Source organism: Alteromonas sp. KUL17 (assembly GCF_006538305.1).
Lineage (GTDB): Bacteria > Pseudomonadota > Gammaproteobacteria > Enterobacterales > Alteromonadaceae > Alteromonas > Alteromonas macleodii.
Genome location: NZ_BJKJ01000001.1, coordinates 364,890 through 380,080, shown reverse-complemented (window position 1 = coordinate 380,080; position 15,191 = coordinate 364,890). Strand labels below are relative to the sequence as shown.

10 protein-coding genes and 1 pseudogene are annotated in these 15,191 nt (G+C 45.0%); 7 read left to right on the top strand and 4 right to left on the bottom strand.

Annotated elements, in window-relative coordinates:
* Positions 1–19 precede the first annotated feature (19 nt).
* The gene (locus KUL49_RS01575; RefSeq protein ID WP_014948274.1) at positions 20–391 is read left to right on the top strand and encodes a histidine triad nucleotide-binding protein; all 372 of its coding nucleotides are present in this window, start codon (positions 20–22) and stop codon (positions 389–391) included.
* 82 nt (positions 392–473) lie between these two features.
* On the opposite strand, the gene KUL49_RS01570 is transcribed toward KUL49_RS01575, so the two are convergent.
* Entirely contained in the window at positions 474–2,168 is a 1,695-nt protein-coding gene (locus KUL49_RS01570) for a Zn-dependent hydrolase (protein ID WP_131136065.1), read from the bottom strand.
* 447 nt (positions 2,169–2,615) lie between these two features.
* On the opposite strand from KUL49_RS01570, the gene KUL49_RS01565 reads away from it, so the two are divergent.
* Positions 2,616–3,452, top strand: coding sequence for an HDOD domain-containing protein (locus KUL49_RS01565; RefSeq protein WP_014948276.1), 837 nt, complete (start codon positions 2,616–2,618; stop codon positions 3,450–3,452).
* Between the two features lie 126 nt (positions 3,453–3,578).
* Here the strand turns inward: KUL49_RS01565 and KUL49_RS01560 are convergent, their stop codons facing one another.
* Positions 3,579–4,769, bottom strand: coding sequence for a benzoate/H(+) symporter BenE family transporter (locus tag KUL49_RS01560; RefSeq protein WP_014975686.1), 1,191 nt, complete (start codon positions 4,767–4,769; stop codon positions 3,579–3,581).
* Between the two features lie 186 nt (positions 4,770–4,955).
* Between KUL49_RS01560 and KUL49_RS01555 the strand changes: the two genes are divergently transcribed.
* On the top strand, positions 4,956–5,519 hold the full coding sequence (locus tag KUL49_RS01555; RefSeq protein WP_131136064.1) for a helix-turn-helix domain-containing protein: 564 nt from the start codon (positions 4,956–4,958) through the stop codon (positions 5,517–5,519).
* Positions 5,520–5,736: 217 nt separating this feature from the next.
* Here KUL49_RS01555 and rdgC read toward each other — a convergent pair.
* Both rdgC and KUL49_RS01545 read right to left on the bottom strand, forming a co-directional pair.
* Positions 5,737–6,649: pseudogene (rdgC, locus tag KUL49_RS01550) on the bottom strand (recombination-associated protein RdgC).
* A 117-nt stretch (positions 6,650–6,766) separates the two neighbouring features.
* Positions 6,767–8,497, bottom strand: coding sequence for a HAMP domain-containing sensor histidine kinase (locus tag KUL49_RS01545; RefSeq protein ID WP_041449809.1), 1,731 nt, complete (start codon positions 8,495–8,497; stop codon positions 6,767–6,769).
* A gap of 254 nt (positions 8,498–8,751) precedes the next feature.
* Between KUL49_RS01545 and phoB the strand changes: the two genes are divergently transcribed.
* The 4 genes from phoB (at position 8,752) to KUL49_RS01525 (ending at position 15,096) form a co-directional block, all read left to right on the top strand.
* A complete protein-coding gene (phoB, locus tag KUL49_RS01540) occupies positions 8,752–9,441 on the top strand; it encodes a phosphate regulon transcriptional regulator PhoB (protein ID WP_014948281.1) in 690 nt (229 codons plus the stop codon).
* Between the two features lie 100 nt (positions 9,442–9,541).
* The gene (gene phoR / locus KUL49_RS01535) at positions 9,542–10,843 is read left to right on the top strand and encodes a phosphate regulon sensor histidine kinase PhoR (protein WP_014948282.1); all 1,302 of its coding nucleotides are present in this window, start codon (positions 9,542–9,544) and stop codon (positions 10,841–10,843) included.
* A gap of 16 nt (positions 10,844–10,859) precedes the next feature.
* A complete protein-coding gene (locus tag KUL49_RS01530) occupies positions 10,860–11,891 on the top strand; it encodes a PstS family phosphate ABC transporter substrate-binding protein (protein WP_131136063.1) in 1,032 nt (343 codons plus the stop codon).
* A gap of 424 nt (positions 11,892–12,315) precedes the next feature.
* On the top strand, positions 12,316–15,096 hold the full coding sequence (locus tag KUL49_RS01525) for a hypothetical protein (protein WP_131136062.1): 2,781 nt from the start codon (positions 12,316–12,318) through the stop codon (positions 15,094–15,096).
* Positions 15,097–15,191: the final 95 nt, after the last annotated feature.

Below are 15,191 nucleotides of genomic sequence, written 5' to 3'. Positions count from 1 at the left end.
TTGGTAAGGGAAGTGAGATATGGCAGAAACAATATTTGACAAAATCATCAGCAAGGAAATTCCAGCGGACATATTGTACGAAGATGAATTGGCGCTGGCGTTTAAAGATATAAACCCTCAGGCACCGACTCACTTTCTGGTTATTCCGAAAAAGCAAATTGCAACGGTAAATGATATAGCCGAAGAAGATCGCGAAGTGGTGGGGCACTTGTCATTTGTTGCAGCAAAAATTGCAAAGGAGCAAGGGTTTGCTGACCAAGGCTTTCGTACGGTAATGAACTGTAATGAATACGGTGGTCAAACGGTATATCACATTCACCTTCACGTGTTGGCAGGCAAACCGCTAGGCTGGCCTCCTTACACTGAAAATATGAAGCAACACGTAGAGTAGCGTGGAAAGATAGGAATACAAAAATGCCGCCCTTGATAGTTATCTCAGGGCGGCATTTTTATTTTATGAGTACAGTACTTACTTAGTTAGCAAGCCCCAGTACTTTCTTACCTTGGTTGAAGTGAATATCAACTGGAATGCTCGCTGCCTCTAGGCGCGCTAAATCTGAAGCAAGATCGGGTTTAATTACACCCATAGTTTCTACTAGCTTCGCTACGCCATCGTAATCACCATCACCTTGTAACGTAAGGATTAGTTCAGATAGTGCTTCTACTGCGGCGCCCATCTTCTCCATATTTACGCGATACATGCCGTCTTCTGTTTTCTCGAAGGCGCCTTGCTGGGCAAAGAAGTTAAAGCGGATCATGTTCGCTTTTCCGTGTGCAGAGCTTGCGCCGAAGCGCACAGAACGGAAAATGCCAGCCATAAAGGTAACGTAATAATCTTCTAGTGTACCTTCAGTGATTTCACCTTTTTCAAGAAGACTTTGTACCATGTACAAACCTAGAATATCCGCTTTGCCTTCTTCAAGAGCCGACGCATGCTCTTTAAGTGCTCCGCGCACAGTCCCTGAACCATCTAGAGTATTCTTAATCCCTAAACCGTGTGCCACTTCATGAAACATGGTGTTCGCGAAAAAGGCGTCAAACGTAATGTGTTCACGTTGCTCTGGTACAATTAACGTATCCGCAATAGGCACCAAAATAGTATCGAACTTTGCACGCATTGCGTTTTTAAGCTGAAGGCGGCGGGTACCTTTTTCTAGCTGTACTCGCTCATCATTGGGCAAGTTAATCGCAATAGTCTTACTGCCTGCATTAGAGTGGCCGGCATAATAAATAACATCATAAGCGTTAAGGTCTGCATCAGAACCTGGCATTTCCGCTTTATATGCCTCAGCAACCGGAAGACCTTGCTGTAATTCAGGTAAGAAGGCCGCGTATTTAGCTAGCTTTTCACTCCATGCTAAGTCTTTAATAAGTACATAGGCTTCAAACGCTGCGCGATAGCCAAAGAGTTGATCTTCGTAGCTTTCAATAGGACCGATAACCAGCTCAACAGGGTTGGTTTTCATATCCATCCACGCCATGTCAGAAGCCAGGTAGTCGTTTGATAGTAGGGCTTCAGAACGCAGCTGCAAATATTGTTTAAAGCTTTCATCTTCAGCAAGCTCTGACGCTTTTTTAAGTAAGTCAGACGCCTTCATTAATTCGCTTTTAAAGGCTTCAGAATAAGGCACCGAATAAAGGTTGCCCGCTTCATCGCGCTTCACCATGGAATAAAGGCCTTGTTTGTCGCCAAAATCTGCCGTGGCAAATTCCTCTTTTTCCATATCATGGGGGTAGAACTCAGCGCCCAGCGCTTTGTCTTCATAGCCACTTAAGAAAGGTGTATCGCCATTTAAGCGATCCCAAGGTCCATAGTTTATCGCTGCAAAGTGGCGAACTTTTTCGTCACTAATTGACGAAAGAAATGCATCTTTATCTTCAAAGAACGCTTGTTTCCAGAACAAGTCGTCCATGATTTTCGATGCATCAATTAACAGTGAAAGCATTTTGTGTTGATTGTCACTAAGGTGTGACAAATCGCTGGTAAGATCTACGCCGTGATAAATAGACAAGCGAGACTCATCAACAAGTAAGGTTTGCTCGGAAGCGGTTTCAGGCTTTGCTGTCTGAGTTGGTGTTGTATCGGCGCTTTTGCTGCACGCGGTCAGCATAAATAAACCCGCTATTGCAGCTGCAATAGGAGAATAAGTTGTAATTGTTTTTTTCATAATGACTCTTACCGTGTGGTTTAACCGCATTGATTTACAGTATGCGGGCGGTGAATAGATAGCTCACTATAGCTATGCTTTTGATTTAATACAAAAGTATGAAAAATATTTGCTTAATATCAATAGTGGTTTGCTACCAGTTGACTATACTTTAAAAAAGCTCTGGTGGTTCTGCCGTTGCTAATAATTCGCATCGACACTGTATTTTTTTAGTTGGTCGAAACTAAAGAGCTACTATAGTATGGTGATAGAAATACCATAATAAAACAATAAACGGTTTGTATTTTAGCGTGAAGCATAGAGGCCTATGTAAGTTAACGTACGGAATGCAACGCACAAACATCGAATCTATTTCAGTCATCAGTTTTGCTGGTGGTCAAGATGATTAACTGGTAAAGCAACCTATCGCCTTCACGAGGCTATTTGGAACTTTCTAAGGGTAGAAATATGTCTACACAGAACGCGCTTTCAACCATTTTGGTTGAAAAAATTAACAATGACACACTCGTCCTTCCTACGCTTCCTGCTATTGCATTGAAAGTCCGCAAAGCGGCAGACGATCCCGACATTAATTTAAACGCGATGGGAGATGTGATTGGTCAAGATCCATCACTTAGCGCAAGAATGATCAAAATTGCGAACAGTGCTTATATGGGACGTAGCGTAAAAGTTACTTCTATCAGCCAAGCGGTTACACGAATTGGTTTACGCCAAATTAAAAACATCTCTACTGCACTCGCTATGGAGCAATTATTCGTTTCTAAAAACGATGTAGTTGCACGCTATTTACAACAAGAGTGGGCAAATACAGTTAATATCGTGGCTAACTCTATGGCGGTGCTTCAGCTTTACATAGCGCGTACCAAAAAGCGTGAAATGAGCATGGATACCATGACACTAGCGGCACTGGTTCACAACATTGGTGTTCTGCCTATTTTGACCGAGGCTGAGCGTCACCCTGAAGTCTTTGCGAACCCTTCATTCCTTGAAGTGGCAATCGATAAATTAGCTGGCCGTATTGGTGCAAGCATTATGACAGAGTGGGGCTTCGGAGAAACCTTCGTTAATGTTTCAAAAAATTGGAAAGACCTAAGCTACATGCCAGAAGAGTTAACCTACATTGATTTCGTTCGTGTTGGCGCTGCAGTTTCAGGTGCGGTAGACAGTCAAAAAGATGCGATCTTAAACTTAGCTATTCAGCGCGGTGTGGTTGAAGATATGGGCGAGCTTCATTCTGATGAGTTTGAAGAGCTTGCAAGCGCAGCGAAGCAGATCTTCTTGTAAGTGTTTTAAGCTAAAAAATACTGCAAAGGCCGGTACTGAAGCATAACTTCAGTACCGGCCTTTTCGTTATGAAAAGCTGAAAAATGGAAAGCTGACAATGAAACAGCATAAAGCAAACAAATGCTGCTACGCGCTAACAGGCTTCTTTTGAACGTAAAGTAGCAATAAACCTAATCCTAATCCCCATACCGCTGAAGTCATAGAATATAAACTAAATCCTGACGCCGTACACAGCATGGTAAGCAACGCAGGAGCCCTGTGGTGCTCTACTTCCATGGCGCGAACCACCGCTCCTTGCAGCGTAGCTAATAGGGCTAGTCCAGCAAGCAGATGAATAATGATACTGGGCATACTCACAAATAGCGCAACGACCACAGACGCTAATAACCCCATGAACAAATACGCCACCCCCGCTGCTATAGCGGCTTTATAGCGCTGCGACTTTTCATCATCCGCTTGCTCGCCCATGCATAGCGCTGCCGTTATCGCCGCTAAGTTAAAGGTGAAACCACCGAAAGGTGCTAATAGGGCTTGAACAATGGCAATGCCTGACAAAATGGGTTTGTGGTCGGGCGTATAGCCATGGGCGTGATGAATAGCTATGCCTGGCAAGTTTTGAGAAAGCGTGGTGATAAGAAAAAGGGGAAATGCTAATCCAATGGCAGCACTCAGTGAGAAAGTGGGCGTTACCCAAATAGGCTCGGGCAGGGTGAATATTGATGGCAGCCCTGGTGAGTCGCTTGATAGAGCAACCACACCATCTGCACTACTCATAAACAAGCTAATGGTCACCGACATGATCAGCAACAACAGCATAAGATAGCGGGGAAATAGTCGACTTCCTACTAAATAAGCCGCGATAAATAACGCAACTAAGTACGGTGCGTCATTAACATCACTGAATATCGCAAGGCATATAGGTAAGAGAATGCCGGCCAAAAGCGCCGATGAGATTGCAGGGGGAATCCGACTTATTTGTTTGAGCAGGCTACGGCTTTGCGCAGTTACAAGAGAAAGCAAGGCACATAGTATAAATGCACCAATGGCTTCACTTAAACGGTAGTCACCGATACTGGTTAACAAAAAAGCCGCGCCAGGGGTAGACCAAGCGGTAACAACGGGCAGTTTGGATAGCCACGAAAACAGAATGCAGGTAATGCCCATACCGAGCCCAAGCGCCAACAACCAACTCACTACCATGTCGTCGCTGGCGCCGGCTTTACGCGCTACATCAATGATAATGACAACAGAACTACTGTAACCTACTGTAACCGCGGTTAGCCCTGCGCTGATATGACTTAACTTCCACTTGCTCATGAAAACCCTCGTGATGGAATTTCGATTTGTAATCGACCGAGCGATGAAACACGCTTTTAGTGTCTATCGAATGTGCTACTCTACCTTTTTGTGCGCTATAACGTACAATAGTTAACTTAACATCTGTGCGTTATAGCGCACAACTGGTTTATTAAACTCAGCGTCAAAATAAAAGGCCTTCATTACATGACAAAAGCAAATGCGCAGCCTTCTGCTATTTCAAGAAGTATTGCACACCACCTGCAGTCTGTTCGTAAAGCTCGGGGGCTTTCCCTTGATAAAACCGCGCAGTTGACGGGAGTGTCTAAAGCCATGTTGGGGCAAATAGAACGAGGCGAGTCTAGCCCCACAATCGCTACCTTGTGGAAGATAGCAACCGGTCTCGCGTGTTCTTTTTCTTCTTTCTTGTCAGGTGATGAAACCGCACCTACGTCCCAACATGCCGACAACAAGTTCGCTAACGACCCAAACGTAACCATAAAAACGCTATTTCCGTTTAACTCAGCCACCCAGTTTGAAATGTTTGAACTATGCTTAACGGACTTTCATGAGCAGCACTCTTCGGCGCATCAAATAGGCGTCACCGAACATATTCACGTACTACAAGGAAAGTTAGGGGTTTTGCAAGATGGTCAATGGGAAACCTATCAAGCGCAAGAGCAGTGTATATTACGCGCAGACCAGCCCCACGGTTATCGAGATGAAGTAGGAGAAACGCGCTTTATTGTGGTTATTCACTATCCCACTTAAAGCGGTTGGGCAACTTCCTTGCAAAAGCTAGGAGAAAGGCTAGGAAAAAGGCTAGGAAAAAAGCTAAGAAGTATTTGCGCTAAATGACGGTTGCCAGTTCAAACAAGCAAGTTAATTAACAGGACCTAATAAAAAGCCTAACTACCCCTAGGTAATTAGGCTTTTCGATAGCGCTAGGCTATCTTTTTCATCGGCTTAATATTTATTTGCCATAAGTTTATAAACTATCGTCGTTAAGATTAAGCGCACCACGAAGGAAGTTAAGCAGTGTACAAATTTCGGCTGACATAAGCGCGAACTCTGCATCAAGGCGCGCTTCAACCTGATCTTTTGGCACATCGTCAGTTTCTTCTTTTATGCGATCGGTGAACTTAACACGTTTAATGGCGCCATCCTCACACATAATAGCCGTCAACGTCTCTGCATATTCGAATGCAACCTTTTGAACCAGCTTACCGGCATCCAGATGAATACTAATTTCTTCGCTGTCTAGCGGCTGGTTCTTACAACGAATAACGCTGCCAGTGTCATCGGTAGATTTAAGCTCAGCTTCTTCAAGTAGACCTACACCTTCTGGTGTTGACTCAGTAACCCAGTGCGTAAGCTCGCTTTGAAGGCTTCTGCGCGTAAATGGCACTACTGGAAGTGAGCCTATGGCTTTTCTTACCATGGCCAAAAAGGCTTCGGCTTTGCCATCAGATGATGCGTCAACTACGACTAAGTTGTCAGCGAGCGAAATAAAGCCGTGAGTGTAGGTGTTTTTCGTAAATGCCTGGGGCAGCAAGCGGGTTTGAATTTCTTGTTTAAGATCTGCCTTGGCTTTTTTTACCAACCGGCGAACCGGTTTCCATTTCAATTTTGGCCACCATTTCGTCAAGCTCGGCATTTACCACTGCGCCGGGCAAGATCTTTTCTTGTTTCTTTAGGGTTATCCAAAAACGCTGTTGAACAACATGGAACATGGTGCCTTGCTTACCCGCCTGAGAAAACGGAGAGGCGAACCCCATGGTTGCTAAGTCCTGGCTACCGCACGGGCGAAAAGCGTGTTCGTTAAGGGCACGTTCTAAATCGCCCTCGTCTAGCGATAACGGCTGAGTAATTTGATAGGCTTTTACATTTTTAAACCACATAGTGTAAGCATTCTCTTGATAAAAATAGGGCGCAAGCCTACCAACGTAAGACTCGCGGTGCAATTGAATAAAAGGCCCTAGACAGCGGGCACCTTAGATTGATAGTGGCAAGAAAGGTTAAGCACTCTTTTTCGGAAAACGAATGGTGTACTGTAAGCCGTTGCCAAGCGTACTGTCGGCCTCTATATGCCCATGCAGTGACTGTGTAACCAAGTTGTACATAATATGTGTGCCTAGACCGCTACCACCTTCTCCGCGTTTGGTAGTAAAGAAGGCATCAAACAACTTACTGAGCTCTTCTTCGCTTAAACCTTTTCCGTCATCTTGGTAGTGGATCACAACATTATTACCATCTTCCTTTACATCTAGTGTTACAGAGCCGGCCGCTTTGCCTTCAAAGCCGTGCGTAATTGAGTTAACCACCATATTGGTAACGATTTGAGCGATGGCGCCGGGTGCACAGGTCACAACTAAATTGTCGGGGCAGGATACGTTAATTTGATGTTCAGTATGCTTAAAACTTGGCTTAAGTGACTGAATAATTTCGTTAATATAGTCGCCCAACACAAATTCGCGCTCGGTTTCACTGGTCTGGTCAACGGCCACCTGTTTAAAGCTGGCGATAAGATCAGATGCGCGTTCTAGGTTACTTAAAAGTAATAGCGCAGTTTGTTCTGCTTCATCGATGAAGCTTGCCATGTTCTTACTGGTCAGGCTTTTATCTTCGAAGTCGGTCTTTAAATTGTTCAGTCGCTCTTGTAGAAAGCTGGCTGCGGTCACACTCACGCCCAATGGCGTGTTTACGTCATGCGCGATACCGGCCACCAGACCGCCAAGCGACGCCATGCGCTCCGACTCGACTAATTGCTCTTGCGCTTGATGAAGTGTATCCATCGAACTGGCTAGCTCTTGGTTACGTTTGCGCAGTTCGGCTTCTATATACTGACGATTTTCGTTTTCTTGGCGAAGCTCTCGCTGGTGGGCAATAAGCTCGTCTTTTTGCTGCTCTAAGTCGAGCATGATCTGAGACAACGACGCTGTTTTCTTTGCCACTTCTTGTTCTAAAATCAGGTTTTGGTCGTCTAGCTTCTTGTTGGCAAGAGTGAGTTCATTCTGCGCGTCTTTCAGCTTATTGTTTGAAATAATCAGGTCGTCAATAACGTGGTTGTAAGATTCCTTAAGCTGTAATAGCTCGTTGTCATCATCGAGCTTTATGCTGAGTTTGCTCTCTTCTGGGTGTTGAGGATCGAAATTACCCATTTGCTCGGTAATGGTTTGCAGCGGTTCAGAAAGCATGGTGCGAAATGCGGTCATGAACAAGAAGACCAGAAAGGTGGTTTTTACTAACGCATTACCGATAAGAAAAAATACGCCTACTTCAATACGGCTAAAAATAGTATCAAAGCTAGAATACAAGGTAACGTCGCCAACCGTAGATTCGCGACCTGAGAATTTAAATACTAGTGGGAAGCTGTAGCTAAATACGCCGCCGGGATGATCTTCAATTATTTCACGGTCAACCGGAGCAGGAGAGCGCTGAGCACGGATGCCGTACTCGGCAATGTAGTTACCGTTTTCACCACGAACCTGAAGCCCTTCAACAATAGGCAATGACATAAGGCCTTCGGCGATGGCACGCACTTGGTCGTGGTTAAGTTCCCACAAAGCGCGGGTCAGGCTAGAAGAAAAGGTGTTTTTTAGCGTTTGAAGCTCGCCTTCAACGTGATTTTTCGTGCTGAGGTATTCTGTAAAGATCTGTCCTACCGTCACTAGCAGCGTGAGAGAAAAGTACACTGACAACACTCTGGCTAAGAGTTTCCTTGATAACCCTGTCTTGACCGCAGCCATCGATAAACACACCCCTGTTACATCAGACCTTTTAAATCACCGACAACGCTTGGTAGTTGCTCACCTTTGCAACAATAACAGTCGGTTTTATGTAATTTCAAGAATATGCGTAATCGTATGAATAAACAAGATTATGTATTTAAACTTTGGAACAAGCTTGTATTAAACTTGACACATAAATGTAATCGTTTTAATAAAACTGTCACAGACCACATTAATAATAACGGCGTTTAAAAATGAGCAGGAATATTACGATGTCTCGTACAGTGTTGGTGGTTGAGGACGAAGCGCCTATCCGTGAAATGCTTAAGTTTGTGCTTGAGCAATCTGGTTTTAACATTATTGAAGCCGAAGATTTCGACATCGCGCAAGAAAAAATTTGCGAACCTTACCCAGATTTAATCTTATTAGATTGGATGTTGCCGGGAGGAAGCGGTGTACAGCTAGCTAAAAGTTTAAAGCAGCACGAGTTTACTCGTGACATTCCCGTCATCATGCTTACAGCCCGTGGCGAGGAAGAAGACAAAATTCGCGGCCTGGATGCAGGTGCTGATGACTACGTTACTAAACCATTCTCGCCGAAAGAGCTTGTGGCAAGAATAAAAGCAGTGATGCGAAGAGTAACGCCTACATCAAGCGAGGAGCCCATTGAATTTAATGGTCTTAAACTTGAACCGGTATCACATCGCGTAATGGCGAATGAAGAACCGTTAGACATGGGGCCGACTGAATTTAAATTGTTGCACTTCTTTATGACGCACCCAGAACGTGTCTATAGCCGAGAGCTACTGCTAGATAATGTTTGGGGAACCAATGTTTATGTAGAAGACAGAACGGTAGATGTACATATTCGACGTCTACGCAAAGCTATCTCTCGCCACGGACATGATGCTATGATCCAAACAGTACGCGGCGCGGGTTACCGTTTTTCTACTAAGCTGTAATAAATGTAGTGTTTAGGGAGTAACATAGTGTTATTCCCTTGATGCCGCTGCGCCATCTGGGCATGCGCCCAATTCTACCTTTAACAACGCGAGCTATTTCATGTATTACCCGTTCTCTTGGTTGAGAAGTACATTGCGCTTAGTGCTATTCCTTGTGGTTTTTGCGCTAGTCGGGTGGTATCTAGATGATATGTTATTCGCCGTTGCTATTGGCGCAACCCTGCTACTGCTATTTAACTACTGGCATCTTTACAAGCTAAATCGCTGGTTATGGCATAGTCGTAAAATGTCTCCACCTACCGTGCGTGGCGTGTGGGAACATATTTATGAAGGTATTTATTACCTTCAGCGTCGTAACCGCAATAAGCGTAAAGAGCTTGGTGAATTGGTAAAGCGCTTTAGAGAGGGTTCTGAAGCCTTGCCTGATGCGGCGGTAGTGGTTGATGCTAAGGCCTGCATTATTTGGTGTAACCGCCTTGCTCGCTTGGATTTAGGGCTTAAATGGCCGCAAGACTCTGGGCGTCGAATCGACAACTTGTTGCGCCATCCGGAGTTTATTCAGTACTTTCATGCAGGGAATTATAAATACCCCATTGAAGTACCGTCGCCTACGAACCCCAACAAAACCTTTGAATACCGGATTATGCCGTATGGCGATGAGCATTTGTTGCTGATTGCCCGTGACATAACGCGGGTGTCCCAGCTTGAAGAAATGCGTAAGGACTTTGTGGCAAATGTGTCTCATGAATTGCGTACACCGCTAACGGTCATTAACGGATACCTTGAAATTCTTCCTATTGATGAAGACTCCGATCCATTCATGCAAAAAGCGATGAAAGAAATGACATCGCAAACCCACCGTATGCAAAACTTGATAGAAGACTTGCTGGTGTTGTCGCGCATTGAAGCAAGTTCGGAACGCATCTACGAAAATGTTGTGAATATTCCTGTGGTCCTTGCGCAAGTGGAAAGAGAAGCGCAGGCGCTTAATAAAGAGAAAAACCACACAATAAACTTCCACATCGACAAAGAACTCTATGTTTTCGGCGTTGAGACCGAGCTTCGAAGTGCTTGCTCAAACCTAGTGTTTAATGCGGTGCACTACACACCTGCTGGTGGCGAAATTAATGTGTACTGGCGACGTAAACCCAATGGCGCGCAATTTTCTGTGGTAGATAACGGTGATGGTATTGAGCCAAATCATCTAAACCGTCTTACCGAGCGTTTTTATCGCGTGGATAAAGCGCGCTCTCGCAAAACCGGTGGCTCTGGCTTAGGTCTTTCCATTGTAAAACATGTACTAAGTCATCATAATTCTCGTTTAGATATAACCAGTACATTGGGTGAGGGCAGCAATTTCTCGTTTGTACTGGATAACGAGTTGATTGCAGAGCAACTGTAACCCTAAGAGGCGAGAAGTGTTGGTGAGCAAAAAGCATGACAAGATGAAAGGGCAACGCTATCGCCTTTCAATGTTACTTTTAGTAATAGGCTTACTGTTACCATTTGGAACCCTGGCTGATTCTCAAAATACTCAAAGCTCGTCATCTGCTTCTGGTAGCTATCAAGTACCTGCCTATGAACGTAAGCCTGGGGTGGCAGGAAAAATATCCTCTGTTGGCTCAGACACGCTGGCAAACTTAATGACCTTTTGGTCACAGGAATTTAAAACTCTTTATCCCCAGGTCGGCTTTCAAATACAGGCGTCTGGTTCATCCACCGCTCCGCCGGCACTTATTGAAGGTACAGCTACCATTGGCCCTATGAGCCGGGAATTAAAGCCCAGTGAAATACGGGATTTTACGCGAACCCACGGTTACCCGCCTACAGTATTAAAAGTGGCAATGGATGCCATCGCCATTTTTGTGGATAGACGCAATCCGCTGCCGGGTATGACCCTTGAGCAAGTTGACGCGGTGTTTTCTGAAACCCAGTTTTGTGGCAGCAATACAGCCATTACCAATTGGTCTCAGCTCGGCGTTGACGATATAGGCTATCGTTCTCCTATCAGGCTGTACGGTCGAAATTCAGTATCGGGTACTTACGGCTTGTTTAAAGTGATGGCGCTGTGCGATGGTGACTTTAAGAATACGGTAAACGAACAACCTGGCTCTGCATCTGTAGTATTGTCCGTGGCCAGCGGTACAGGCGCGATTGGCTATGCCGCTTACGGCTATAAAACCGCAGGAGTTCGCGCTCTGCCTTTAGGTGAGTCGCTAGATAGCTTAATCCCTCTTTCTATTGATACGGTGCGCAACGAAACGTATCCGTTTGCCCGTTTTCTTTATTTAGTGATAAATAAAAAGCCTGGTGAGCCTTTACCTACTCTGGAAAGGGAGTTTTTGCGCTATATCTTGTCACAGGAAGGGCAGCAGCAGGTGTTAAGAGACGGATATTTCCCCATTCGTGAAGACGTACTGGTACGCCAACGCCGATTGCTTGACGAATAATAAGTGCCATTCAGAGCAACGTTAACCGCTCTAATGCAGCTGAACAAATCAACAAGTTTTTTAGGTGGAAGCCTCTTTAAAGTCTACTTCACCCTACCTTCATGTCATAATTACGTCACAAATCAAGAAGGTATATTGACGAATAACTGACTAATTGCGATTAAAAAAAGGGGGCGGTTGATAATAAATAATGTCTACGTTCGGTCAAAAGTTTCAGATTTTTACCAATTAAGTTTTAGAAAAATATACAAAAAACAAATTCCTGGTTGCCAAAGTGAGTCTTCTAAACGTTTTTTTAGCCCAAAATTGAACTTTTTCTATGAAACTTTTGTTACAGCGACTTAATGTAACAAATGTGTCATCTACCTCAGTTAAAGTTTCCGCGTTTTCAAAATCCATAACTATACCGTACCTGGAGAAACACATGGAACTTAAGCAACTTTTCAAGGCTTCAGCTATTGCTACTGCACTAGTTCTAGCAGGCTGTGGCGGCGATATTAATATCAGTGAAGGTGATATTGATAACAGCGTAACTAATAATAACGGTGGAAACACTGGTGGCGATACTGGTGGCGATACTGGTTCAGATGATACAGCTCCAGGTGAAGTAAGCTCTTTCCTAAGTGGTGAAGTTTCTGATGCATTCGGCCAGTCGGTTGAAGTACGCGTTCTTTCTGGTCGTTTAACAGCTGATGATGCTGACGATCAAGGCGTTATCACGCTAACTAATGACACAGTGTGGGCACTTGAAGGTCCAGTATTTATTGGTAACGACAAAGCAGACAGCGTAACGCTAGCAATCGAAGAAGGTACAATCATCTTTGGTCGCACTGGTGCAGATTACCTTGTAGTTAGCCGTGACTCTCAAATTGAAGCAGAAGGCACAGCATCTTCTCCAATCATCATGACATCTTTCAACGACGTTGTAGGTGATGAAGTTGGAGCAGGCCAATGGGGTGGTGTGGTTATCCTTGGTAACGGTACTTCAACTAAATGCCCGCAAGACGGCTCTGACTGTGCGCTTCAGGTAGAAGGTGCAGAAGAAGGTGCGGTATTCGGTGGTACAGACGATACAGACAGTTCTGGTATCCTTAAATACGTAGTAGTGAAATACGCTGGTTTTGAAATTGCGCCAGACAACGAACTTAACGGTATTACATTTGGTGGTGTTGGTTCAGGTACAGAAGTTGACTATGTACAAGTACACAGCAACGCTGATGACGGTGTAGAATTCTTCGGTGGCGCGGTAAACGCGAAACACTTAGTTTTAACAGCTAACCAAGATGACTCAGTAGACTGGGACAACGGTTACAAAGGTAAGCTTCAGTACGTTTACGTTCAGCACGCTGCTGACAACTCTGACGCAAACCGCGGTATTGAAGGTGACGGCGACGGTGGTGACGGTCTAGAATTCTCTAAGCCAATGATCGCTAACATGACAGTTATCGGTAACACTTTCGACACAGCTGACGCTGACTCTGAAGGTCTTCTACTTCGCGACCAAACTGGCGCAAACCTAATGAACTTCCTAATCACTGGTCCAGAAGCAATGGGCGAGTGTTTAGAAATGGACACAGACGAAACGGTTCAAGCTAACCTTTCTGACGGTGACCTAACTATGACTTACTCAGCTATTGCCTGTTCTGAGCCGTTCAACACACCTGAAGGTGCAGTTGATCTAGAAGCTTGGTTTACAGGTCAAGAAGGCAATCAGCTAATCGCGTTTGAAGACCGTGCAAACCTTGGTCTTAACCCCGACGGCACGCTTACAGCGCAAAGTGAACTTCTAACAGCTGGTGGCGATGCGTCAACATTGCTTGATACATTCTTTGAAGCAAACACATTCATTGGTGCGATTGGTGAAGACGACTGGCGTCAAGGTTGGGCATTTGGTTTCGGTGGCGGTAACATCGAACTAGTACAATCAGCTTCTGGCTGTCCATCAGGTACGACTTCTATCACGCCAGTAGACGGTTCAACCACTACGTGCGAAGTGTCTGGCACTATCACGTCTGACCTGACGCTTACAGAAGGTAACTTCTACGCGCTTTCAGGTGCAGTATTCGTAGGTGGTGACAAAGAAAACAGCGCAACCCTTACTGTTGAGCCAGGCGTTACCGTTTACGGTGCATCTGGTAATGACTACCTAGTAATTAGCCGTGATTCAGAAATCAATGCAAACGGTACTGCTGAAAACCCAATTACATTCACTTCACGTGACCACGTTGTTGGCGGCCTTGAGGCGGGTGAAGCGGGACAATGGGGCGGTATGATCGTTCTAGGTAACGGCGAATCAACTAAGTGTCCTCAAGACGGTACCGATTGTTCACTTCAAGTTGAAGGTGCACAAGAAGGTGCAGTTTTCGGAGGAACTGACAACACAGATAGCTCTGGTACACTTCGCTACGTTCGCGTAATGCACGGTGGTTTTGAAATTGCACCAGATAACGAACTAAACGGTATTACGTTTGGCGGTGTGGGTTCTGGTACTACTGTTGAGTATGTACAAGTTCACAAAAACGCAGACGACGGTGTTGAGTTCTTCGGTGGTGCAGTAAACGTTAAGTATCTTACGCTAACAGGCATTCAAGATGACTCAGTAGACTGGGACAACGGCTACGTAGGTAAGCTTCAGTTTGTACTTGTTAAGCACGCTGAAGATAACTCTGATGCTAACCGCGCAATTGAAGGCGACGGTGACGGCGGCGACGGCACAGCGTTCTCTAACCCAATGGTTGCTAACATGACTATCATTGGTAACGAGTTCGACACTGCTGATGCAGACTCTGAAGGTGTTTTACTTCGCGACCAAACGAATGCACAACTTTACAACTTTGTTGTAACTGGTCCTGCGGGAATGGGCGAGTGTTTCGAAGCTGACCTTAGCGATGGCGATACTACGCTACTGGCTAACATGGATGGCACGAACACGCCTCAGCTTACTTTCGAAACGTCTGTTTTAGCGTGTGCTGAAAACATCAACAACTCTGGTGATTTCGACCAAGAAGCGTGGTTCACTGCACAATCTGGTAACACGTTACTAGACAACACTGCGACAGTACTTAACGGTATCTACACAGTTGATGCAACAGTAGCGACTGACGTATCGACGCTAGACAGCTTCTTCTCTTCAGTAGACTTTATCGGCGCAGTTAAAGACGCTGATAACGACTGGACTGCGGGATGGACTGTTGGTCTTGAATAAGACTCAGTTCGCATAGCTAAAAACAAGCAAGTGCGTTGCAAATGTGGCGCACTTGCTTTTAAGTTTGTAAAACACGAATAACTTTCGTGAAAGTA